18 protein-coding genes and 1 tRNA gene are annotated in these 22,610 nt (G+C 40.0%); 8 read left to right on the top strand and 11 right to left on the bottom strand.

All coding sequences use genetic code 11. The features are described 5' to 3' along the window. The first annotated feature begins 6 nt into the window (after positions 1-6). The 3 genes from pstA to ANA7108_RS0114515 all read left to right on the top strand — a co-directional run bounded on the left by pstA (position 7) and on the right by ANA7108_RS0114515 (position 2,638). On the top strand, positions 7-894 hold the full coding sequence (pstA, locus tag ANA7108_RS0114525) for a phosphate ABC transporter permease PstA (RefSeq protein ID WP_016951524.1): 888 nt from the start codon (positions 7-9) through the stop codon (positions 892-894). A 56-nt stretch (positions 895-950) separates the two neighbouring features. Continuing rightward, on the top strand, positions 951-1,757 hold the full coding sequence (pstB, locus tag ANA7108_RS0114520) for a phosphate ABC transporter ATP-binding protein PstB (protein WP_016951523.1): 807 nt from the start codon (positions 951-953) through the stop codon (positions 1,755-1,757). Between the two features lie 317 nt (positions 1,758-2,074). Beyond that, positions 2,075-2,638 carry a transposase gene (locus ANA7108_RS0114515; RefSeq protein WP_016951522.1) on the top strand — a complete coding sequence of 188 codons (564 nt, stop codon included), beginning with the start codon at positions 2,075-2,077 and terminating at the stop codon, positions 2,636-2,638. Positions 2,639-2,703: 65 nt separating this feature from the next. Here ANA7108_RS0114515 and ANA7108_RS0114510 read toward each other — a convergent pair. The 3 genes from ANA7108_RS0114510 to ANA7108_RS0114500 all read right to left on the bottom strand — a co-directional run bounded on the left by ANA7108_RS0114510 (position 2,704) and on the right by ANA7108_RS0114500 (position 7,682). Continuing rightward, positions 2,704-2,774: transfer RNA gene (locus tag ANA7108_RS0114510), tRNA-Gly, on the bottom strand. A 50-nt stretch (positions 2,775-2,824) separates the two neighbouring features. Beyond that, positions 2,825-4,084, bottom strand: a complete 1,260-nt coding sequence (locus tag ANA7108_RS30230; protein ID WP_026104198.1) for a hypothetical protein — start codon at positions 4,082-4,084, stop codon at positions 2,825-2,827. An 82-nt stretch (positions 4,085-4,166) separates the two neighbouring features. After that, positions 4,167-7,682, bottom strand: coding sequence for a response regulator (locus tag ANA7108_RS0114500; RefSeq protein WP_016951520.1), 3,516 nt, complete (start codon positions 7,680-7,682; stop codon positions 4,167-4,169). Between the two features lie 1,028 nt (positions 7,683-8,710). On the opposite strand from ANA7108_RS0114500, the gene ANA7108_RS0114490 reads away from it, so the two are divergent. After that, positions 8,711-9,412 carry a GNAT family N-acetyltransferase gene (locus ANA7108_RS0114490; protein ID WP_016951518.1) on the top strand — a complete coding sequence of 234 codons (702 nt, stop codon included), beginning with the start codon at positions 8,711-8,713 and terminating at the stop codon, positions 9,410-9,412. Between the two features lie 515 nt (positions 9,413-9,927). Further along, complete coding sequence (locus ANA7108_RS0114485; protein WP_016951517.1) at positions 9,928-10,506, top strand: hypothetical protein; 579 nt, start codon at positions 9,928-9,930, stop codon at positions 10,504-10,506. Here the strand turns inward: ANA7108_RS0114485 and ANA7108_RS0114480 are convergent, their stop codons facing one another. The 3 genes from ANA7108_RS0114480 to ANA7108_RS0114470 are packed head-to-tail and all read right to left on the bottom strand — an operon-like array spanning position 10,507 to position 13,200. After that, positions 10,507-11,655, bottom strand: a complete 1,149-nt coding sequence (locus ANA7108_RS0114480; RefSeq protein WP_016951516.1) for a histidinol-phosphate transaminase — start codon at positions 11,653-11,655, stop codon at positions 10,507-10,509. 57 nt (positions 11,656-11,712) lie between these two features. Continuing rightward, entirely contained in the window at positions 11,713-12,363 is a 651-nt protein-coding gene (locus ANA7108_RS0114475; RefSeq protein ID WP_016951515.1) for a YqiA/YcfP family alpha/beta fold hydrolase, read from the bottom strand. Between the two features lie 18 nt (positions 12,364-12,381). Next, positions 12,382-13,200 carry a sulfurtransferase gene (locus tag ANA7108_RS0114470; protein ID WP_016951514.1) on the bottom strand — a complete coding sequence of 273 codons (819 nt, stop codon included), beginning with the start codon at positions 13,198-13,200 and terminating at the stop codon, positions 12,382-12,384. Between the two features lie 19 nt (positions 13,201-13,219). On the opposite strand from ANA7108_RS0114470, the gene ANA7108_RS0114465 reads away from it, so the two are divergent. Continuing rightward, complete coding sequence (locus ANA7108_RS0114465) at positions 13,220-14,113, top strand: tRNA (5-methylaminomethyl-2-thiouridine)(34)-methyltransferase MnmD (RefSeq protein ID WP_016951513.1); 894 nt, start codon at positions 13,220-13,222, stop codon at positions 14,111-14,113. A gap of 70 nt (positions 14,114-14,183) precedes the next feature. Continuing rightward, positions 14,184-15,539, top strand: a complete 1,356-nt coding sequence (gene glmU / locus ANA7108_RS0114460) for a bifunctional UDP-N-acetylglucosamine diphosphorylase/glucosamine-1-phosphate N-acetyltransferase GlmU (RefSeq protein WP_016951512.1) — start codon at positions 14,184-14,186, stop codon at positions 15,537-15,539. A 67-nt stretch (positions 15,540-15,606) separates the two neighbouring features. On the opposite strand, the gene ANA7108_RS0114455 is transcribed toward glmU, so the two are convergent. From ANA7108_RS0114455 to ANA7108_RS27385, 4 genes are all read right to left on the bottom strand, one after another. Beyond that, positions 15,607-15,975: a cyclic nucleotide-binding domain-containing protein gene (locus tag ANA7108_RS0114455; RefSeq protein WP_026104196.1), complete on the bottom strand. Its 369-nt coding sequence runs from the start codon at positions 15,973-15,975 to the stop codon at positions 15,607-15,609. A gap of 239 nt (positions 15,976-16,214) precedes the next feature. Continuing rightward, positions 16,215-17,168, bottom strand: a complete 954-nt coding sequence (locus tag ANA7108_RS0114450) for an isoaspartyl peptidase/L-asparaginase (RefSeq protein WP_016951510.1) — start codon at positions 17,166-17,168, stop codon at positions 16,215-16,217. A 20-nt stretch (positions 17,169-17,188) separates the two neighbouring features. Next, positions 17,189-17,359, bottom strand: coding sequence for a DUF2256 domain-containing protein (locus ANA7108_RS28890; protein ID WP_016951509.1), 171 nt, complete (start codon positions 17,357-17,359; stop codon positions 17,189-17,191). Positions 17,360-17,443: 84 nt separating this feature from the next. After that, positions 17,444-20,335 (bottom strand): GAF domain-containing protein, encoded by a 2,892-nt coding sequence (locus ANA7108_RS27385; RefSeq protein WP_042491060.1) that lies wholly within the window; start codon positions 20,333-20,335, stop codon positions 17,444-17,446. Positions 20,336-20,551: 216 nt separating this feature from the next. Between ANA7108_RS27385 and ANA7108_RS0114435 the strand changes: the two genes are divergently transcribed. Continuing rightward, on the top strand, positions 20,552-21,685 hold the full coding sequence (locus ANA7108_RS0114435; RefSeq protein WP_016951507.1) for a quinone-dependent dihydroorotate dehydrogenase: 1,134 nt from the start codon (positions 20,552-20,554) through the stop codon (positions 21,683-21,685). Between the two features lie 111 nt (positions 21,686-21,796). Here ANA7108_RS0114435 and ANA7108_RS0114430 read toward each other — a convergent pair whose 3' ends face one another. Further along, positions 21,797-22,525, bottom strand: a complete 729-nt coding sequence (locus tag ANA7108_RS0114430) for a hypothetical protein (RefSeq protein WP_026104195.1) — start codon at positions 22,523-22,525, stop codon at positions 21,797-21,799. Between the last annotated feature and the right edge of the window lie 85 nt (positions 22,526-22,610).

Here is a 22,610-nt window from a genome sequence, read left to right as displayed (position 1 = left end):
TGAATTATGACAAATCATTTTCCCGAAAGCAGCCTGACTCGCTCTCCTTCATCTCCGCGAACATTGTTTAATACAGTGATGACAGTAGTCGCATTTATCTGTGGATTATTGGCGCTGTTACCGCTGCTGGCTGTACTTTCTTATGTACTATTTAAAGGTTTTAGCAGTCTCAATCTCAATGTGTTTACCCAACTACCTCCAGCACCTTTCCAAAAAGGAGGAGGCTTCGGTAATGCTATTTTGGGAACATTGCTCATGGTGGGGATTGCGGCTGTTATTAGTATTCCCTTTGGTGTATTAGCAGCAATCTATTTAACAGAGTTTAGCTCCAGTAATATCGCTAGATGGATACGTTTTGCTACTAATGTCTTAAGTGGAGTTCCCTCAATTATTGCCGGGGTATTTGCCTACGGGATTGTAGTTCTGACCTTGACAAGCCTGAAATTAGGCTCTTATTCGGCGCTTGGTGGTGGTTTTGCGTTGGCAATTTTGATGTTACCAATTATTGTTCGCACCACAGATGAAGCTTTACAGTTGGTATCCCAGGATTTACGGCAAGCATCTGTAGGGTTAGGAGCAACTAATTTTCAAACGGTAACACAAGTGGTTTTACCCGCAGCTTTACCAGCAATTGTTACTGGTTCTACTTTAGCGATCGCTAGGGCTTCTGGAGAAACAGCTCCATTAATCTTTACGGCGCTGTTTTCCTCTTTTTGGCCTGGACCAGATAGCTTATTCAAACCGACAGCTTCTCTGGCAGTTTTAGTCTATAACTTCGCAATTTCACCTTTTCAAAATTGGCAGTCATTAGCTTGGGCTGCTTCTCTAATCTTAGTTTTGATGGTTCTGATTACAAGTATCATCTCTCGCTGGGCCACTAGGCAAAAAGCTTAACAAAATACCATCAACAGGATGCATGATCATCCCTAAAAATTATCCCTAAACTATTTATGGCTACTAACACTAGTACAATGAATGGGACTGATGCGGTTTTACGTACAGAAAACCTGAATATTTATTACGGTAACTTCCTCGCTGTACAGAATATTTGGCTAGATATCCCCAAAAATCAAGCTACGGCTTTCATTGGCCCTTCAGGCTGTGGTAAGAGTACATTACTCCGATGCTATAACCGTCTTAACGATCTGATTGAATCGTTTCGAGCTGACGGTAAGGTTTATTTTGGTGATAAGAATTTGTATGCACCAGATATAGATCCTGTAGAAGTACGTCGTCGGATTGGGATGGTGTTTCAAAGACCAAACCCTTTTCCTAAATCAATTTTTGATAATATTACTTTTGGAGCTAAAATCAATGGCTACAAAGGTGATCTCAATGAATTGGTAGAACGGAGTTTGCGACAAGCAGCTTTGTGGGATGAAGTTAAAGATAAACTCAAGCAAAGTGGTTTATCTTTATCAGGTGGTCAACAACAACGGTTATGTATTGCTAGAGCGATCGCAGTTCAACCAGAAGTTATACTCATGGATGAACCCTGTTCTGCACTTGACCCTATTTCTACTTTGCGGGTTGAAGAACTAATTCATGAACTCAAAGAACAATACACCATTGTTATCGTTACCCACAATATGCAACAAGCTGCACGGGTTGCTGATAAAACAGCCTTTTTTAACGTCAAAACTTCCGATAAAGGCGGTAGAACAGGCTATTTAGTAGAGTACAACTCCACAGAATTAATTTTTAACAATCCACAACAGGAAGATACCAAAGCTTACATCAGCGGTAGATTTGGTTAATGTCGAAGTTATGTCACGGTTTTATAGCTAAGTGACATTTAACTATGGACAATTACTCAAACCAACCTATCACTTAGAGATTTCTACAGTGATATTTTTTTAACTAAATTTCTCACCTATGATTTAGGTTTTCCATAGATCGTGGTTCAAACAAATTACATAATTTTACTTAAAAAAGCAGTTTTCTCCTAACCCACGTAGGGGCGGGTTCTCCCCGCCCTTTTGCCCTTAATTCCTCCTTTTTCTGCCTTTATTTCTTCAACCTTTTACCTGCGGTATCAGATTCAACAACCCTAAAATCAACACTTCACATCCAGATGAAATATAACCCCAACATTCACCATCGCCAATCAACACGCCTACGGGGTTATGATTATTCACAACCAGGAGCATATTTCATCACCATCTGTACCCAACACCGTGAATGTAATTTAGGCGAAATCATTAATGGAGAAATGAAATTCACGGTCAGGGGTTTTATTGTTTATGAATTTTGGTTAAAAATACGCGAGCATTTTCCTAATGTTGAATTAGATCAATTTGTTATTATGCCTAATCACATTCATGGAATTATTGTGATTAATGATGAATTGTTGGGTGTACACGATTATAGAAAAGAGGGTGGGGAGACCCCGCCCCTACGGAAGAAAATAACATTGGGACAAATAATTGCGTATTACAAATATCAAACAACGAAATTAATTAATAAAATTGATGAAACCCCTGGACTGCGTATATGGCAAAAAAATTATTATGATCGCATTATCCGGCATCAAAAAATTTTAGACATCGCTCGTCAATACATTTTCCAAAATCCTCTCCGTTGGGATAAAGACCCAAACAACCCTCGTAGGGGCGGGGTCTCCCCGCCCTTTCTGTAAGCGCCCTTAACACGCTGATATTTTCCCTCTGTATACCCTAGAGGTTTACTCATTCAATTTTCTAAAGCGGGTGGCGGGAATCGAACCCGCATTATTAGCTTGGAAGGCTAAAGTTTTACCACTAAACTACACCCGCAAATCTCTATCTATGTAAAGATAACATGGATTTGCAAAAAATACAAGTATTTATGGAGAATTAATTGGCTGAATCCTAATCCGCATATACAAATTACTCAAATTTGGTTTTGAGCCATCTTCGTTATGGGCGGCAATAAAGCTTTCTTGCATGAAGATATCATTAAGCGCTTGCTCGTAAATGCTTTTTTCACCGCTAAGTGTCCCTGGCTCGATTTCTAAAACTACTGCTTGTTGAAATTTGCCATTGTTATCAATTACTAAACTAATTAGTATATTTGCTGGCTTTATTTCAGAATCACTAGGAAAAAAACTAGCTTCTAATTGCTTACTGTTACTACCTTGATATTCTGCCAAAACATCAGGTAAAGCATCTTTAATTAATCGTCCTTCTTGTATTAATTGATTAACTTCATCTTTCAGTATAGGAGAAATATTCGCCAGTACACCCCCTGCTGTAGGAGTTGGGGAAGATTCTTCTGTAGGAGTTGGTGAAGGTTCTTCTGTAGGAGTTGGTGAAGGTTCTTCTGTAGGAGTTGGTGAAGGTTCTTCTGTAGGAGTTGGTGAAGGTTCTTCTGTAGGAGTTGAGGAAGGTTCTTCTGTAGGAGTTGGTGAAGGTTCTTCTGTGGGAATATCTTTTGGTAGTAAGGTTCCTTGTCCCAGTTTTACTTCTTGACGGCGATTCCAGGGAAGGTTAGCTAATGGAATCGTTTCTGTAGATGTAGGAGTTTCTGTTGGTGTAGGGGTTTCTGTAGATGTAGGGGTTTCTGTAGATGTAGGGGTTTCTGTAGATGTAGGGGTTTCTGTAGATGTAGGGGTTTCTGTTGGTGTAGGGGTTTCCGTAGGTGTGGGAGTTTCTGTCGGTGTAGGTGTAGAGTCTACCCGTTGCGGAACTGGCTGATTATTAACTTTAGAGTTCTCAGTTGGAGACTCTTGTGGAGGATTGAAATCAGAACTTATCGCACCATTATCTTGGTTTTCAGGGGTAGTAGGTGTGGTTTCTGGTAAAGATGCTGTGACGGACTTTTGAGTTGAAGAGGAAAGTTTTGGTATAACTGTTTTAGCTATAAATTTGGGTTTAGCTGTTGATTCTGCTTGAGGCAAAATATCTATCAAATCAACAGGAATGTTAGCTTGAGTGGAGTGGGGAATCCAAGGTCTAAACTCATCAGATGAGCCTAATAACCAAAAAAACAGCAAGTGTAGAGAAACTGAACTTACAAATACACTAACCCACAAAAAAGGTGGATCAGTATGTTTTCTCCAGCTTTGCAAAGGAATAAGAGATTTATCTTGAACTGGTGGCATCATATTCAACTAAAAACTGGATATGATTTTATGATTTAGCGCTTTAACTAATTGCTCATCCTTAATTCATCATCCAGTCTGAAATTTAGTCATTAGTTGGGGAACTTTCTGGTTGTGGTGTAACTACGAATGTGAGAACTGTTTCATCTATTCCTTTAAGTTCCAAGGGACTACCTTTAGTAATTTCCTCTTCTTGTAAATAATCTGCAACAGCTGCTGATACCAAAATAGTACCTGGGATAGCAGCAGCCTGCAACCTAGCAGCAATATTCACACTCGGACCAATTGCTGTGTAATCAGCACGTTCTTCACTCCCAAACATTCCGACAACGGCTGTACCTTGGTGGATACCACAACGAAACTGCACGCCATTACGCCCGTCAGTCTCGAATATACCTTGTTCTCGCCAGCGCTTGTTTAAATTAATGAGGGCGTTTTGCATTCCTCTAGCTGTACCGATAGCTCGACGTACCTGTTCATTGGGTGTGAGTTCTTCGGGCGCTCCATATAAAGCTAATATGGCATCTCCCATAAATTTATCGACAGTACCGCCATTGTTAAAAACAACTTTGGTCATAATTTCTAGATATTCATTGAGTACTTCTGCGACTTTGCGGGATCTGAGAGTATTTGATAACTGAGTAAAACCAACAATGTCACTAAACAAAACTGTCACCAAACGTGGTTCCGGTCGCAAATCTAGGGACAAATTGCCAGATGCGGCTTTCTGCACTAATGCAGATGGCAAAAAGCGCTTGAGTACTGATTCTGTCAGGTAGGTGTTTAACTCCAAGACGCGTTTTTCATTTTCCTTCAGAGCTAAAAGATTCCTCGCTCCTGCTAAAAGTTCCCGGTCATTGAATGGTTTAGCTAAATAGGCATCAGCACCATTTTCTGTGCCTTCGATGCGAGTTTCTTCATCAACTTTTGCGGTGAGCAGAATGATGGGGATACCTCGCATACTATCATCACCCCTGATCATCTGAATCATTTCTATTCCAGTCACCAAGGGCATCATTAAGTCTGTGATAATTAAACTGGGATGAAGTTCTTGGGCTATGTTATACCCTTCATAACCATTACGAGCAGTAGCTACTTGATAGCTATTTTGGCGAAGAATGTTGGATACATAAGATCGCATATCTGGGTTGTCATCTACAACCAAGATTAATTGATCAGTTTTTGACTGAGCGGGAAGTTGGGTGTTGGGATTGAAAATTTCTGGACTAGCTGACAAACCTCTGGGAATAAATTCTAGATTATCTTCCGTTGATTCTACTGGTTCTATATCAGCTAGTTCTACACTGACACGGCTGGTATTTAGTTCACCTGATACGTGTAGTACCTGTTCTGGGGGTAAGTGATCTGCGCCAGTCAATAGCCGTAAGGTAAATTGAGTACCTTGTCCATAGACTGATTGTACTTGAACTTCGCCGCCATGTAGTTCTACCAATTCTTTGACTAGAGACAAACCCAATCCACTACCTTCATAGGTGCGGCTTTCTGAACCTTCGGCTTGACGGAAGCGTTCAAATAGGTGGGGAATTTGTTCGGGAAGAATGCCAATTCCTGTATCTTGGATCTGTACTATGCAGCTATTACCCTCGTTGTATAGTCTGACCCTGATTGTGCCTCCATCAGGAGTAAATTTCATGGCATTTGACAATAGGTTGTAAAGTACTTTGTCAAATTTTTCTAGATCCAAGTAAACTCTGGGACATTCTAGTAAGTCGGTAATGACTTGCAGTCCTTTTTTCTCACAATAGAGACGAAATGATTCGACGATTTGGTTGACAAATTCGACCATATCGCAAGGACGGAAACTAGGCTGCATTCTCCCCGCATCTAAACGTTGTAAGTCTAGGAGTTGGTTTACCAATCGTAGCAGACGACGAGAATTGCGGAGAGCGATCGCACTTTGGGCGGGGGATAATCCTTCACCAGATGCTACTGCTGATTCTAATGGTCCTTGAATTAAGGTGATGGGAGTCCGAAATTCGTGAGAAATATTTTGAAAAAATTCCGTTTTTTGTCTATCTAGTTGTATCAGCCGTTCTGCTTGTTCACGAGTTTTTTGGTACAAGCGTGACTGTTGGACTGCGATCGCTGCTTGGGCTGCTACTGATTTAGATAATTCAATTTCTGATAGTAGCCATTTGCGAACTTTGTGACCTTCTCGCAGGGTGATACTACCTATACATTGACCATCAATTAGTAGGGGAACAACCATTAGCGATCGCGGTCTCATTTTCAATGGTAAATCAAATGCCTGGACATCTGAGGAAGAATGAGTGATGTCAGTGATTACCACGGGTTCTTGTGTCCGCAATATTTCTTGCAAAATCGGATTCTTCCGAATTGGGGCTTGGGAACTAGGTAAGTACTGAGTAACCGCGCGATGATTGCTGTTAAAGTTATTGTTTCTTAAATTGTTGAAATCTTCAGTACTATCATACAAGCCTACACATTGCACAAATTCATCTTCTTCTGTCCACAGCGACAGCACACAACCATCTACATTTAAAGCTTGTCCTAATTGTTGAGTAATAGCGGCAAATATATCTTGTGGATCTAAGCTAGAACGAATCGCCCTAGTAATTGTATTAATTAAAGCTTCTCGTTTGGCTAAAGCGCCTACTTGTTCATAAGCGTAAGCTTGAGACAAGGCTAAAGCTGCCTGATCTGCTACAACTGAAACTAGTTGTACCTCGTCATCTCCCCACATCCGGGATTGATAACACTTGTGTAGAGTCAAGACTGCTCTGAGTTCTTGTTGACAAATCAGTGGTACCACTAAGCTTGAGCGGATATTAGCATCTCTAAATGCTGCTGCGCGATCGTTGTTATTTTGAATGCGCTCATCACCCACTACATCATAAATTACCTGTACTTCGCGGGTTTCCCAAACTGTTTGAGCCAAAAGTAACTCAGGAGTAGAGGGCAAAAATTCTTGTATCTCCCCATCTTCCAATCTGCCTTCTTCTTCGTCATTAGTGACAGTTTTCTGATAAACAAATCCTTCAGTCGCTAATTGCTCATCTTGGAAGGGGCGTAAAAGACAGACATCGACCTCCAACATATGCCCTACTGTATCGACTATAGTTTGCAAAATTTGCCTATAGTCCAGGGCGCTGCGAATCGTATTAGTAACTGTATTTAGCAGCGATTCTCGCCGGAGTGTGCGAGTGAGTTCGCGGGTTCTGGCCTTGAGAACATTATGTGTATCCAAAGCTTGGCGTACCACTGCTTTGAGTTCCTCTGCTTCCCAAGGTTTAGTAACATATTTAAATACTTTGCCAGAGTTGATAGCTTCTACCAAATCTTCAACATCAGTGTAGCCAGTTAAAATAATTCGGATAATATCTGGATATTGAGTTGCTGTCAAACTCAAAAATTCTGTACCGCTCATCATCGGCATCCGCTGATCTGAGATGATGACGGATATGTCTCCCTCTCTAGCCAACAGTTCCAGTGCCGCAGGACCAGAGTTAGCCCTCAGCACCTTATACTCACGATAAAAGCTGCGGTAAAGCAAGTCAAGGTTGTCCGGCTCATCATCGACAACCAAAATTTTCGGCTTAATGTTTGCTTGTGATGTCATGCACCGCTTTCCTGCTGCAACGGCAGTCGGATAAAGAATAATCTGATCAGGTAGAGATATTTCTGAATCAGGTAAGGTTTGAGCATTTCGACCAAGAGACTATTGGATTAAATGACTGCTAGATATCAGATTTTTTACTCATAGTAATTGTACTTACTAGCTAGTAATGATTGTTTTTAACTAATGGCACAGTGCAAGTTAATTTTATAGTTATTTTCTCTTGATTTAGTTGATTTTTACTCCCCAAATCTGCTTTTATCTCTTGCAATAACTTTCTTTTACTCCATAAAGCGCTCCTATATGGAGCCAATATAGCCACAAAGTTGTATACTAAGTTTTCTAATTCCAGCAGATGTACTAACACTGTCCGGTCAATTTTACTGATGGTAGTCATGGTAGAGTCATGAAAATTACAATAATCGTATTTCAAAGCCAAGTATACAATTAAACAAGTACTAATTTCCAATTTAGCAATCAGAACTAATAAGGTCATTTTCTAGTACAGCATGGTGGGAAAAAGTATCCAGTTAAAAAAGGTGGTTCTTCAGTACCTATTATGGAAAAATTAGCCTAAAAAATCTCAGAAAGCTGACCAAGTATGAAAAAATAGGCATAATTTCTCACATTATTTGTTAATATTGCCTCTTTTCCCTGTTAAGAGTTTCCTCTGACAGACAGAACGTTAATTTAGCATAACAAGTACAGTAGAGCCAAAAAGGTTAAAAATCTGACTGTATAAGCTTTATGACCTGCTACCTTCTGGAACTAGTACATAACTGCATCACTCAACCAACCATTAAAAATTCCTAACTCCTGACTGTTGACTCCTGACTAGAAACTGAAGTTAGTGCTTGACTAACAAGTTAAAGAGGTTTTGCTACGCTTATTGGTACTTACCCTAGACAGACCACCGAAAACCAGTTGTTTAATAAAGATACCACTCATCTTTATATTCTGAAATCAAAGATACGTATAAACCTGCCTTTACATTTTGTATGATTGCCAATCAATACGGAATTTGCCATCTCATGTCGAGTTGCTTTTGCCAGAAAATTACTCAGATATATGAAAATGCACAGTCAATTAACTCTCAACTAGCTTTTCCATCCTGGTTTTTGCCTCCACATCATCAACATTCAGTCACAGAGACTCCTCTGCCAAGGTCAAGGCAACTCCAAATCCGTGCCGCTACATCTGCTGATCTGACTAGTATCGCCCAAATCATTGCTGAAAGTTTTCACTCCCAAAAAGGTTTATGGGGATGGGCTTTTCCCTTGTTACGTTTGGGTATTTATGAAGACTTAAGAAGTCGTTTAGCCTTAATATCACCTCACCAGGTTTGCTTAGTCGCTGTTGACACAGGTATGGGAACTACTGAGGAAATATTGGGAACTGTAGAACTAAATGTGCGTTTTAGCGACCCTTGGGCAAATGTTCACAAATCTTTTCCCTATTTGTCCAATTTAGCTGTCAACCCAAAATACCGCAGGTATGGTGTTGCTTCTAGGTTATTAACTAGCTGTGAACAAGTTTCCCAAGAATGGGGATTTCAAGATTTATATCTCCATGTTCTGGAAAATAACCATCAAGCTAGACAACTTTATTTCAAACTGGGATATCGTCGGGTACATAACTTGGAATCTCATTGGAATAACTTTTTCCTCAATCCCTCACGCCAGATTTTCTTGCGTAAACAGTTGGGTGGCAGTAAGAAAAGAGTTGTAATTTGACAAATAAATACTTTTATAGATATTTAAATAGATATTAGATACGTTTTGATGTTTTAAACCGTAGCAATAAGCCGCTTTAAATAGAAATCAGATTTGCTGATGAAAAATATCAGCAAAATAGTGAATTACATAGAAATACTAGGGTTTTGGCTAATTCAGATGATGATGTTAATTTTCTGAGCTGAAAATTTTAAAGAAATTAAAAGTATATAATATGAGGAACCCATAACTTAAAAATTTTTGGAATCCTCATACTAAATCACTATTAAAGATTTCATCTTCATAAAAACTTTAAGAAAAGACTCCTAGAGTTGAAGACAAATGCACCTAAATCCCATAAAATGTGATCAACAATTGCCAAATAATCTTGATTTATTTGGTAATTAAGCTAAAATTTTTGCCAAAAATCCTGAGAATATAAAGTCAATCTGCAAAATTAATTTAATTAAACGCATAATTATTTGGATCTCTGGAAGTGCATAGCCCTAATACCGTCGTCAAGAATTTGAGAAAACATGGATAGCGAACAGCGCCGACGTTATCAGACTGCTATGGTATCAACCTCTTGCCCTGAAACTGGTTTCGTGGATAAGATTACCATGCGAGATGGAATTGAGCGATGGCAATGCCCCCCGCAAGCATGGCACAGGTCTGACATTCTTGCGTCGCTGCGTAGCGGAAAGGTTTTTATAGTTAATAGCCGCAGACGGAACGGATTAATAATTTTTAAAGGCTACCATGCAGAGTTTGCCGGTCCGGGAGCTGTGGTAGGTGGGGATTATGATCAAGATTGCCAATTGTTACTACCTATCGGTAATCTGTCTTTATTAACTCCTGAATCTCATGAAGATCGTCAGAAGGCTTACTTAATTAGGCGGCAATGGATTCGCTTGATTAAACAAATTACCGAAAACTCAGTTCCTGGAGAACGAGTCCAGAAGATTATTGATCAATTTGAACAGTATTTTCCCGCAGAAATAGTTGCTGAACTGCCAGATATGGCATTTGCTATGTTAGTGGGCGTACTGCCGCAAACAGTGGCGATAGTACGTCGTTTGGGTAGTGATGCAGATGGCTATTTTAATTATGAATAGTTAATATTCTAGGTTCACTAAAGCAGCTTTTAATCTATTCAGGGTATGAGTGTTTTCTGTGGGTGTTCCGACAGTAATTCTCAATCCTCCAGGAAGTAATCTGACGAGAGTTCCTTGACTTCTGAGTGTTTGGTGGAGAATTTTTAAAGCTGTATCTGCTGAATGAGAAGTATTTGGTTTGAGACGTAGGTAAATAAAGTTAGTATCGCTGGCTGTAATTTCTAAGAAGGGATGTGTTGATAAAGCGGTGATGAGTTGACTCCGTTCACTGAGGATTTGGGGAATTGAACTCAGCAAAAGTTGGCGATTTTGTAAAGCAACTAAAGCCGAAGCCAGAGAAAAACTGGGGAGATTGTAGGGGAGACGGACTTTTTCTAAAATTGCGATCGCCTCTGGATTCCCTACACAATAGCCAACACGCATGGCTGCTAATCGGAAAGCTTTGGAAAAAGTCCGCAGCACTACCCAATTTGGACGTTGTGCTAATTCGCCAACTAAGGTAGTTTGGCTAAATTCAAAGTAAGCTTCATCAATAACTACTAAAATTTCTTCTGGTAGACTTCTTAACCATGCTAATTCAGCCGCAGTTAAGCAATTGGCGGTAGGGGAATTGGGATGAACGACAAAAACTGCCCTAATAGGGGGATTTTGAGTTTGTTCAATGGCTGATTGTGCTGCTTTTAAGTCTGTTTCAAAATTGTTTTCATCTCTACCCACTGTTACCACAGGAATGCCCAGGGTTTGCGCTAAAATCGCATACATGGAAAAAGTGGGGTTGGCAACTAAAATAGAGCCTTCTGAGCCTAAACAAGTGGCAATCAATAAAGAACGGATGAGTTCATCGGAACCATTACCGACGGAAATATTCGCAGCAGTGATGACAGAGGGTGAAAGATGAGCTGATTCATTCACATATTGTGCGATCGCATCTTTGAGTGTCTCATGTCCACCATCAGGGTAACGATTGCTTTCTATTACCTTTTGAACAGTCCACGCCAACTTTTCTTTGATTTCCACTGGTAAATCATCAGGACTTTCATTGGTATCCAGCCGATCAAATTGAATAGCGACTGGTTCGGCTGTATCGCTGCTGGGGTGGGGTTTATAGGCACTAAATTGGGCTAAATCTGAACGAATGAAGGGAAGCATAATTGGTGATTGGTAATTGGTAATTGGTGATTGGTAATTGGTAATTGGTAAAAAGTATTACCCAATCCCCAAGTGACAAAATGAGCGAATTGCTTGCCAAATTTCGGTGCTGACGTTTCCCAAAGCGTGATCGCTATCGAGTTCTACTAATTTTACCCAAGGACGGGAATTCGCAAATTCACGACTAGCGGTAATGGGAATAACTTCATCTTCTGTACCATGCAGAATCAATGTGGGAATGGGACGTTGGAGATTTTTTTCTAAATATTGGGCAGCATCTGTGACAAAATTGTAACTTAGAGGTAATTCTCGTCCTTCCCCAGAGTGATGTACTAAAAGATATTGTTCTTGTTGCCAACGTTTTAAAGCTTCTTCTCCTAACTTAGGCAACCAATGGGATAAAAATTCAAAAGCGGGTGCTAATAAAACTAAGCGTTGCACTTGTGGGTATTTTTCCCCTAAATAAGCCGATGTCAAACCACCTAAACTAGAACCAATCAGGGTTATAGCTAAAGAATCATCATGAATGAATTCAGCCGCGACTTGATTTAGCTGACGGGTGATTGTCAAATGGGAGAAATCGCCGGCATTTAAATCGGGAATTTTCAGCTTGATGTGAATTTGGGAAAAGCGATCGCTGATATCCTGAGCTTTAGTAGATTTAGGGCTGGAAGCAAAGCCGTGAAGATAGATGAAAGAATTTAACATATAGCAGTCAGCAGTTAGCTAATAAGTAATCCAATCACTCCAACTCCCAGCATAAAGTTTACCTGTAGGAATTCCAGCTATTTCTAAAGATAGTAAATTCACACAAGCAGTAACACCGGAACCACAATAAACTAAAATTTCTTTAGCTGTTTCTAGCTGTTCCCACCTTTGACGCTGTTCTGACTGAGGAAGTAAACAGCCATTAGCGTCGGTGACTTCTTGCCAAGGATAGTTGACAGCACCGGGAATGTGACCAGCGATTTTATCAATTGGTTCTCGTTCTCCGCGATAGCGATCGCTCTCCCTTGAGTCTACCAAAATTACATCTGGACGATCTTGGCGATTTTTTACATAAGTATAATTTACAACTTTTTCAGTTTGTAATTGCGGCATGAATTTCCCTATGCCAAATTCTGGAATCTCTCCAGAAACAGGATATCCAGCTTTTTGCCAGCCAGTAAAACCACCATCTAAAACAGCTACTTGCTCATGACCTAAATACCGTAATAACCACCACAAACGCGACGCAAACGCCAAGCGAGAATCATCATAAGCGACTACCCAAGTTTTTTGAGAATTTACCCCAATGTTTGCTAATTTATCAGCTAAATCATTAATATTAGGTAAAGGATGTCTTCCTCCATGTTCTTCCACAGGACTAGATAAATCCTGATTTAAATCTAAATAATAAGATCCTGCTATATGACTTGCTTGATATTGCTTTTTTCCGAGTTGGTTATCAGCTAGAGAAAAACGACAATCCACAATTATAACTTGGGAATCGTTAAGATGTTCAAATAGCCATTTGGGAGAAACAACAAATTGGTGATTAGCCATTAGTTAGTTTTATATAAAAATGTCGGATTTAGATAATTTTACACCCCAACAAACACAAGATGGATCATTTACTTTTTTCTCAGCAGAATTTGAGGAAGCTTTTCACAGTCATTATGGAGCCAAACAAGAGAGTTATTTGAAGTTTGCACTTCCTACTCAAGTACAGACAGTAGCCAATCAGGGAATAGTGCGAATTTTAGATGTTTGTTATGGACTAGGATACAACACAGCGGCCGCCTTACAAGTAATTTGGCAAGCAAATCCTACCTGTGATGTTGAAGTCATTGGCTTAGAACTAAATCCAGCAGTCCCCAAAGCAGCCATTAACCAGCGTATATTTGATAATTGGGATCATAATTATATACAACTATTGACTGAACTGGCGTTTAATTATCAAGTGCAAACAAATCACATCCAAGCAAAATTACTAATAGGGGATGCTAGAAACTCGATTGTAAAGTTACATGAGTCAGGTTTCCAAGCTGATGCTATTTTTCTTGACCCCTTCTCACCACCGCAATGTCCGCAATTATGGACTGTGGAATTTATACAAAAAGTTGCATCATGTTTACATAAAGATGGTTTACTAGCGACTTATTCCTGTGCTGCGGCTGTGCGGACTGCAATGTTAGCAGCCGGCTTGGTAATAGGTTCTACCGCACCCATAGGAAGACGTACACCTGGTACTATAGCTGGATATCGAGTAGGGGAAGCCAGCGAAAAAGAGAACTTTTCTTCACGGTTTCCTTCTCTTTCCGAAGAGGAAACAGAACATTTACAAACTCGTGCAGCTGTTCCTTACCGTGATCCCGAATTAAGAGATGCAGCAGAAGTTATAATCATGCGAAGACAACAAGAACAGCAAGCCTCTCTTTTAGAACCTACTTCCCGGTGGAAGAAAAGGTGGAGTTAGCTGATATGATTTGAGCTTGAATCTGAAAATACTAAAAGTATTCATCATTGAAATTTACTGATACTTAATTATGGTTGTTGTAGCAATTCTCGCGGCAGGAAAAGGAACAAGAATGAAATCTAACCTGCCTAAAGTTTTACATTCTTTAGGTGGAAAATCTTTAGTTGAAAGAGTTATTGAAAGCGTCGAACCCCTTTCACCTTCAAGGAGATTAGTGATTGTTGGCTATCAATCCCAAGAAGTAAAAACGGCTATGGCGGAAATTCCTGGTTTGGAGTTTGTGGAACAGACTTTACAATTAGGTACAGGTCATGCTATCCAACAATTACTGCCCCATTTGGAAGGTTATACTGGGGACTTACTGATTTTGAATGGTGATGTACCTTTGTTGCGTACAGAAACTCTAAAAAACCTTTTACAAACTCATCAAGAAAATCACAATTCCTGTACTATTCTCTCTGCACAGTTATCAAATCCCCAAGGTTACGGCAGGGTTTTTCGTGACAGTGAAGGTATTGTGCAGAAAATAGTTGAAGATAAAGATTGTACTTCTAATCAAAGAGAAAATAACCGCGTTAATGCTGGTATTTACTGTTTCCGGTGGCCAGATTTAGCCAAGTTTTTACCTCATTTAGCCGCAAATAATGCCCAGAAAGAATATTATCTCACAGATGCCGTTACTGAAGTCGGAAAAGTAATGGCTGTAGATGTGAAAGATTATCAAGAGATTTTGGGAATTAATGACAGATTACAATTAGCTACAGCTAACGATATTTTGCAAAGACGCATTAAAGAAAAATGGCTTTTGGCTGGTGTAACGCTAATTGATCCTGCAAGTATTAGCATTGATGAAACAGTGGAATTACAACCAGATGTGATTATTGAACCTCAAACTCACCTGCGCGGTAAAACTGTGATTCAGTCCGGTAGTCGCATTGGACCTGGGAGTTTAATTGAAAATAGCGAATTGGGTAAAAATGTCACTATCCAGTATTCTGTAGTCACAGACAGCGTTGTACAAGCAGGAACTCGCATTGGTCCCTATGCTCATTTGCGTGGTCATGCCAAAGTGGGTGATAATTGTCGAATTGGTAATTTTGTGGAGTTGAAAAATACTCAATTGGGCGATCGCACTAATGTAGCTCATTTATCCTATTTAGGCGATACTACAACCGGAACTCAGGTAAATATCGGTGCGGGAACAATTACCGCCAACTACGATGGGGTGAAGAAACATAAAACTAAAATAGGCGATCGCACTAAAACCGGTTCTAATAGTGTGTTAGTTGCACCTATTACTCTGGGAAATGATGTGTACATAGCCGCAGGTTCCACGGTAACGAAAGATGTTGCTGATGATTCTTTAGTAATTGCGAGAAGTCATCAAGTAGTAAAACCAGGTTGGCGGAAAAAAACTGAAAGTTAAAGTTTCTGAGAGTGCGTTATTTTATTAACGCACATCTAGTAATACGTGGTAAGGAGGAAATTAAATTTTAGATAATATGTTGCAAGCGGCTAAGACGCTCTGAATAACTTTTCATCACCTGTATGGCAAACATGGGTGTTTCCTGAACAGCGAAGAGAAATCCTTGTTCATTCAAAAAAGCAAGTTTGCAGTCAGTTTTAGCTTTCGCTGTATAGGTTCTATTTTTGATTCCTACTAGTACTGCAGTACCAAAAACTTCACCTGCTGCAATTGTTTCCACTATTTTGCCATTAACTAATATCTCAACTTCTCCATCCAGAATGCCATACATAGAACCACCAAGCTGTCCTTCTTCAAAGATGGTTTCACCTAGTGGGAATACTTGAGGATTAGGTTGTTTTTGAAAGATGGTGATTGTTGCTACAGGACTCAACATAAAAGCTTTACCAATTTGAATGAGTAATACAAGAGCCGAGGAAAGTATACTATTTTTCACAGCATAAATTCGGATGAATGTAAAAATCACACAGTATTATTCATTCTCTGTTGACACTCCCCTGCCTAAAGGCGAGGGGATTCTACATTCATAGACTCGCCATTAGACGACAGGTTTACACCCCAAAAAGTTTTTAGGGATTCATTTCGGGGTTTTCAGCCTTTTTTCTGATAACTAATTCAACAATAACCAATCAACTCGCCATCATTCCATTCCAAAGTATCGCCGATTGTATCGCCATTCTGGTAAGCAGCAAGTAATATCTCGCTGGTTTTACCATAGGATATCGCCCCAGTGGCATCAAGTGCGATCGCCCCTAAATCCCGTGCATTCTTACTAGCTTCGGTAAATGAGCGCAACATTGCCTCTTGCAAAGACATTCCATCACTAACACGGATGACAATTTTAGCAGCTAAACACTCATCAATGATATCCTCGCCAATGCCAGTACAACTGACACCAGCATTACTTGTAGCATAATTACCAGCAGGCATAGCAGAATCACTGACTCGCCCAATGCGCTCAAAGCCTTTACCACCTGTGGAAGTACCAGCGGCTAATTTACCATAGCCATCTAAAGCGACTACACCAATTGTACCCCGTCCCGCATTACTGGTTTCTGCTAGTTCTGGTTCAGCGACTACTCCAGCCATAGTGCTTTTAAAGTTATCTTGGCGTTCTTGTATCCATTCTTGCAAGCGTAAATCAGTTAAACCATTGTAGGTAGGAACTTGCAGCTCTCGTGATAACTCCAATGAACCGTAATCAGACAAAACCCTATCTGGAGAGGTTTGTAAAAATTGCGCCAACTCAATGGGGTTTTTTACCCGTGAAACATTAATTACACCGCTAAACCGCCCTGATGTCCCATCCATTAGGGAAGCACTCATGCGAATTTGCCCATCAGATTGAAGTACTGAACCTGTACCAGCATTAAAACGGGGATTATCTTCCAACATTTGGCAACCGCGCACGACGGCTGCTGAGGCTGTAGCACCTGCTAAAAGGAGAGAATAGACCTCTTCGATGACAGTGTAGAGCGATCGCCTGACGGCCTCCAATCCACCCTTCCCTTGCAGAGAACTACCAGCCCCACCATGAATAATTAATTTAGGTATTACTTGTAAAGTCATTTAATTACGTTTGTCTAATTTTAACTTTGATTCGTTTCATTTTTAGCCTGAGAACGACGACGACGGCAACGTTCTGAGCAGTATTTTACCTCATCCCAACAATCTTCCCATTTTTTGCGCCAACTAAAGGGACGTTGACAGACTACACAAATTTTTTCAGGCAGATCAGATTTAGCAATGTTACGTCCCATATTGAGAATTTGTTATTAAAAAAACTGAAGACGCGGAGATTGATTTGTAGCTTGAATTAAGTGAATTGATGTTATTCAACGCTGCTACTGACTAAGTGGAGAAGTATTTCCTACAGTGTTGCCCTCAGAATTACCAGGAGCTAAAGGCAAAACTAAGCGGCTCACGACTCGATGATCTGGTAACTGATATATTTGCAATTCTCCTCCTAACTGTTGGATGAGATTTTTGCAAATTAACAAATGTAAACCAGGTGGTTGGTTGAGGTTTAAAGAACCAAGTATATTCTTATTTCCATTTTGGCTTAATTCTGCCAATAGGTGTGGATCAATGAAGCCATGATCTGTAATTGACAGTTCTAGCGATCGCTCATCTAACTGATTACACCAGATATCAATTCTTTCACCAATGGGAGAACGTTTACAGGCAGCCAATAATAATTCATGGACAACGAATTCTATTTTAACAATATCCCCAGATGTAGCTAATGGAGATGAATTCGAGGCCGTGATCGGTTCTCCCGATAATGAAGAGCTTTTGGCTGCTGTAACTTGTTCCGTCGGTTGTGTTAAACCATGTACACCTATCCACATCTGTTGTTGTTTTACCAAAGTATCTACCCGTTCAATTGCCCGCTTCAATAAACTGGAAATTGACATTGTTTCCCAACTAATGTGTAGCTGCCATTGTTCCTGTTTAATTACTCCAGTCATAGAATTGGTGATATAGTCTAACTGCCGTAGTAACAGCTTGTAGCGCATTTGAGTCAATTCATTACCCGGAATACCTAAATCATGAATCTTTGTGAGCGTCTGAGTCAACATTCTGCGAACTTCTTCTAAACGTCGATGTTTATACCAGTTAAGTTCTCGCAATCCCTCACTACTGGACTCTAGACTTTGAATGATTTGTTGTTGATTTTGCCACCAAGCTAATTGAGAAACTAGAGTTGCGGCCACACTGAGATTGATATCTGACCATGTTTTTTCCGCATAATCTGCCAGCAATACTATACCTATGGGTTGAGAATCGGCAGTAGTACGTAATGCCATCACCAAAATTTGACCTCTATCAGAGATAGTTAACCATTGCCTAGTTGCTGCTGGTAAATCATAGGCTTTGAAAATCACGTAACTATTATGTGCCAATGCCAACTCGATCAGAACATCTCTCTCAATGGAAATAGGAGTATTGGCAACAATCTCAAACTGATTATCAGTCATTACCCCTGGGATAATAGTTGCCCATTCCTGACCAGGAGACCAGGACAAGATGATAGCCAGTGGACATTCCAAAACAGTTGCGATGTATTTGAGGGCTGTTGTTTCAATTGTCCCACTTTCAGCTTGCATCAGAATGCTGGGGTATTGTTTGAATGTCTGAGAAATTTTTTCCTGTTGTTGCTTAATTATACGTAACTGCCAATTACGAATTATGATACCTATTTGCTGACTGAGGAACCACAGTAATTCTTTTTCTTGAGTTGTCCAAGACCGATGAGTTTCGTGAGTAATGACCAAAAGTATTTGTGGTGTATGACTTGGAATACAGTTGCAGATCAAAAGCGATCGCACACCATTTTCTAGTAACTGAGAGCGCCAGCTAAACCAGGGTAAATCTGCATCTAAATTTTCAATCTCTAATGCTTGCGTTGCATTGTGCAACATTTGCAAATCTACTTCTGGGAGAGCGGTAAGATTCAATTTCCAAGTTCGGCGATTTTTGACGGCACTTTGGTAAAGAACTTGATAAGTATTTTGGTTGGGTTGGTACTGTAAAAGTAAAAATTGTGTTGCAGCTAGTCGCTCTATAATAATTTTGGCGCAAGGGTATAAAATTTCTGGTAGGTCTTGCTCTTGATAAATAGCTTGGGTAATTTGCTTAGTCAGTTGGTGATCTTGTTGAATTTGTCTGGTGCTGTTTTCAATGTCATCGGTGCGAGTAACTAAGGAAAGTAACCCAGCTGCACCTTGGACAAAATTTTTATCTGCTTGAGTCCAAACTTGCGCTTTAGTATTTTCCACCGCCACAAAGCCCAGTAGGTCTTTTTGCCAAATAATCGGTGCGGCTAAGAGCGATCGCACACCTAAACGTTGCAGTAGTTTATCTGGCAAGTTACTTTTGAGGGAACTGCTCGATTCACTAATCCAGACTACTTCATTAACTACTAAACTCAAATAAGCATCACCTAACTCCTGTACTGTGATCCCTGCGGAGGCTGGCTGAGTGCGTAAACTACTACTCATGCTAACCAGCTGACTGCTCATCCGACACCAGAAGTAATGTTTTTCCCGTTCAAACCAGTAAATATTTGTCCGGGAGGGGGAAATAAATTTATGGGTTGCATTAACTGCTGTTTCTAGCTTTTTATTGAAGTTGCTAAGGGAGCGTAAATTTTCTAACAGTTTTAATAATTGCTCGGTAGTATTTGGGCTTTGCTGTTGCTGCCAAGTGTTGTCCTTGTAATTAAGTATTACTCCCAGTTCACCTAGAACTATCAATAGTCTTGCTCTGGCTTCTCCACTCAGTAAATACCCCCAACGCCGTGAAGCAATTAACACTAATCCTAAACATCTATCTTTATAGCGAATTGGTAAAATAATTGCTCCCTGGATCTTATATTTTATGGCTACTTCTTGCCATTCTGGGGCGCGGGATTCTTGTTGTAAATTAGCTATGCCCACAGGACGCAGTTCTGTTACTGCTGACTCTAATAAATTCCCTGGATTTAATACAACTGCTCTTTGTAAATAACTTGTGTCACCATCAGGCGTAATACCACCTTTCCCATACAACGTTTTATTTGCCTGATTATAAACAGCAATCCAAATCAATTGGTAGTCAAACTGCTCTTGAAGATAAGTAATGGTAGTTTTGATGAGAACGTCAACATTATCCTCTTCTCTAAGTTTTTGGAGAACTTGGAACAACAACAGGATTTGTTGTTCGGCTGATAGAGGTTTATTTGGCTGCCCCATCTGATTATCTGTTGACATAAGTTGTAGTAATATATTTATAATGATCAGCAAAAAGTTAGATTAAGCAGGTTAACGTTAAAAATTGTCGTTGGGATAAGGCAGGGGCAGGGGGAAAAAGGGTTTAATCCTTGTTTACTTTTCTTTACACAGTTTGGTTTTATTGTGCTTACCTACTTAATCTGGCATTTGTTAATAATTGGTAGATGTTAACCTAGTTTGGATATTTATCAAGCAGTAATTAATCCTTTTTTATTCACTTTGGTCAAAACAGATCCAGAGTGGTTACACCAGCAAACTATTCGCAGTTGTAGCTGGCTGTCAAAAGCAAGCTATCATCCTTCTGTTAGCTGGTTAAATAACAGACTACAAAAGGCTTTGTGCCTAGATAATACAACTTTAGAACAAAATCTGTTTGGGCTAAATTTCCCTAATCCTGTAGGTTTGTCCGCTGGTTTTGATAAAGATGGCCTAGCGGCAGGTATCTGGTCTAGTTTTGGTTTTGGCTTTGCTGAACTGGGTACTGTCACATATCATGCACAACCAGGAAATCCTCCTCCCCGTTTGTTTCGCTTACCATTAGATCAAGCCGCTCTCAACCGCATGGGCTTTAATAACTCTGGTGCGGCAGCAATGGCCGCTAGATTAGAATCAGGTCAGCAAGAATTAACTCGCTCAGTGCCTATAGGCATAAATTTGGGTAAGTCTAAGATAACACCATTGGTAGCAGCAGCCGCAGATTATCTAGAGAGCTTTCGCTTACTCAAGGATTTGGGTGATTATTTTGTGGTTAATGTTTCTTCTCCGAATACACCAGGATTGCGATCGCTCCAAGATGCGGCGATGCTCAGTCAAATATTGGATGTATTACAAACAGAAAATAATTCACAAAAGCCTTTGTTTGTGAAGATAGCACCAGATTTAGAATGGGAAGCGATCGCTGATATTATTCATCTGGCCAAAACCTACAAACTAGCTGGAATTATTGCCACCAACACCACAATTAGCCGTGAAGGACTAAAAACCCAAGTAATTGATCAAACTGGTAAATCCCCCCAAGAAGAAGCAGGGGGAATTAGCGGAGCGCCATTGCGGCAACGTTCTACAGAAGTAATTCGCTTTATTTACCAGCAAACCCAAGGAGAAATCCCCATCATTGGCGTAGGTGGCATATTTACCGCTGAGGATGCTTGGGAAAAAATCACAGCCGGTGCTTGCCTCATCCAAGTTTATACAGGCTGGATTTATGAAGGACCAATGATGGTACGCCGCATCCTCACCGGGTTGTTAACCAAATTAGAAGAAAACGGCTTAACCTCCATCAGTCAAGCTATAGGCATTGGTAATAGGTGATTCGATTTTAGATTTCGGATTTCGGATTTTGGATTTTGGATTGTATTGAATTAACTCCAATCTAAAATCTAAAATCTAAAATCTAAAATCTAAAATTTTCTTTCCTGCCTCTTATTCTTCCACAGGGAAAAACTCCTTAGACTTACGAGAATAAGACCAAGCAATTCCATCAGGATCACGGCTGCGACTCCATTCTGGAAAATCAGGGTCATTACGCCGTTTATAAACCGTACTGGAATAAACACTTAGCCTTTTAGCTAGTTCAGATTGAATAAGTGAACCAAAAACTAACTGTTCTTCCAGAGGTTTTTTAACTTCCTCATGGCTAGTTTCGGGTAATAATTCGGTTGCGGTTTGTATTTCCTCTTCCTGGGAAATTGTTTCCGGTGGTGTCAAAAAAGAACGAGCAACATTAGTCACCAGTCGAGATGGAAGTTTTTCTACTGGCTCACTACTATCAAGTATATCGCCCAGAATACTGGCAGTTATGAAGTAGTAAGACGGACTCTCCTTTTCAGAATCCAAGATACTAGCGCCAAATTCTTTAGATTTACTATCTAAATAGCGTTTTGCCACCGTCCCAGAAAAATCACCCTTGATTGCCAAATCCATCGGTGTAATTTTTCCCTGGTTTTCCCGAATTAACTGATAAAAAAGCGGGTTAACTTGATCACACCACTTTTCCCATTTATATTGCTGCCAAAGGTTTAAGGCTATCAGTAGCCCTAAGATTAGCAGTAAAATTCTCCAGGTATTGATCAAGAAAACAATCAAAAACGATATCGGCAAAATTAGAACGAGAAAACTTTTCCCGTAATTTTCTATGGCTTTTTCACTCATGCTGATTTTTGCCAAGTGAATTTTTACAAAATAATATTTATATCTTGGCAAAAATTTGGACATTTGTTTGTATTTTTTGGCAAAA

The organism is Anabaena sp. PCC 7108 (assembly GCF_000332135.1).
Lineage (GTDB): Bacteria > Cyanobacteriota > Cyanobacteriia > Cyanobacteriales > Nostocaceae > Anabaena.
Note: the sequence above shows the minus strand (reverse complement) of the source record. Positions and strands in the feature narration are given on the sequence as shown.

Bases quoted from the DNA above. Each gene is read 5' to 3' on its own strand.
- ANA7108_RS0114450 (WP_016951510.1), bottom strand. From the start codon at position 17,168: ATGACTTTACAAGTAATACCTAAATTAATTATTCATGGTGGGGCTGGT.
- ANA7108_RS28890 (WP_016951509.1), bottom strand. From the start codon at position 17,359: ATGGGACGTAACATTGCTAAATCTGATCTGCCTGAAAAAATTTGTGTA.
- pstB (WP_016951523.1), top strand. From the start codon at position 951: ATGGCTACTAACACTAGTACAATGAATGGGACTGATGCGGTTTTACGT.
- ANA7108_RS0114475 (WP_016951515.1), bottom strand. From the start codon at position 12,363: ATGTTAAATTCTTTCATCTATCTTCACGGCTTTGCTTCCAGCCCTAAA.
- pstA (WP_016951524.1), top strand. From the start codon at position 7: ATGACAAATCATTTTCCCGAAAGCAGCCTGACTCGCTCTCCTTCATCT.
- ANA7108_RS0114490 (WP_016951518.1), top strand. From the start codon at position 8,711: ATGTCGAGTTGCTTTTGCCAGAAAATTACTCAGATATATGAAAATGCA.
- ANA7108_RS0114480 (WP_016951516.1), bottom strand. From the start codon at position 11,655: ATGCTTCCCTTCATTCGTTCAGATTTAGCCCAATTTAGTGCCTATAAA.
- ANA7108_RS30230 (WP_026104198.1), bottom strand. From the start codon at position 4,084: ATGATGCCACCAGTTCAAGATAAATCTCTTATTCCTTTGCAAAGCTGG.
- ANA7108_RS0114485 (WP_016951517.1), top strand. From the start codon at position 9,928: ATGGATAGCGAACAGCGCCGACGTTATCAGACTGCTATGGTATCAACC.
- ANA7108_RS0114515 (WP_016951522.1), top strand. From the start codon at position 2,075: ATGAAATATAACCCCAACATTCACCATCGCCAATCAACACGCCTACGG.
- ANA7108_RS0114470 (WP_016951514.1), bottom strand. From the start codon at position 13,200: ATGGCTAATCACCAATTTGTTGTTTCTCCCAAATGGCTATTTGAACAT.
- ANA7108_RS0114465 (WP_016951513.1), top strand. From the start codon at position 13,220: ATGTCGGATTTAGATAATTTTACACCCCAACAAACACAAGATGGATCA.
- ANA7108_RS27385 (WP_042491060.1), bottom strand. From the start codon at position 20,335: ATGGGGCAGCCAAATAAACCTCTATCAGCCGAACAACAAATCCTGTTG.
- ANA7108_RS0114455 (WP_026104196.1), bottom strand. From the start codon at position 15,975: ATGTTGAGTCCTGTAGCAACAATCACCATCTTTCAAAAACAACCTAAT.
- ANA7108_RS0114500 (WP_016951520.1), bottom strand. From the start codon at position 7,682: ATGACATCACAAGCAAACATTAAGCCGAAAATTTTGGTTGTCGATGAT.
- ANA7108_RS0114430 (WP_026104195.1), bottom strand. From the start codon at position 22,525: ATGAGTGAAAAAGCCATAGAAAATTACGGGAAAAGTTTTCTCGTTCTA.
- glmU (WP_016951512.1), top strand. From the start codon at position 14,184: ATGGTTGTTGTAGCAATTCTCGCGGCAGGAAAAGGAACAAGAATGAAA.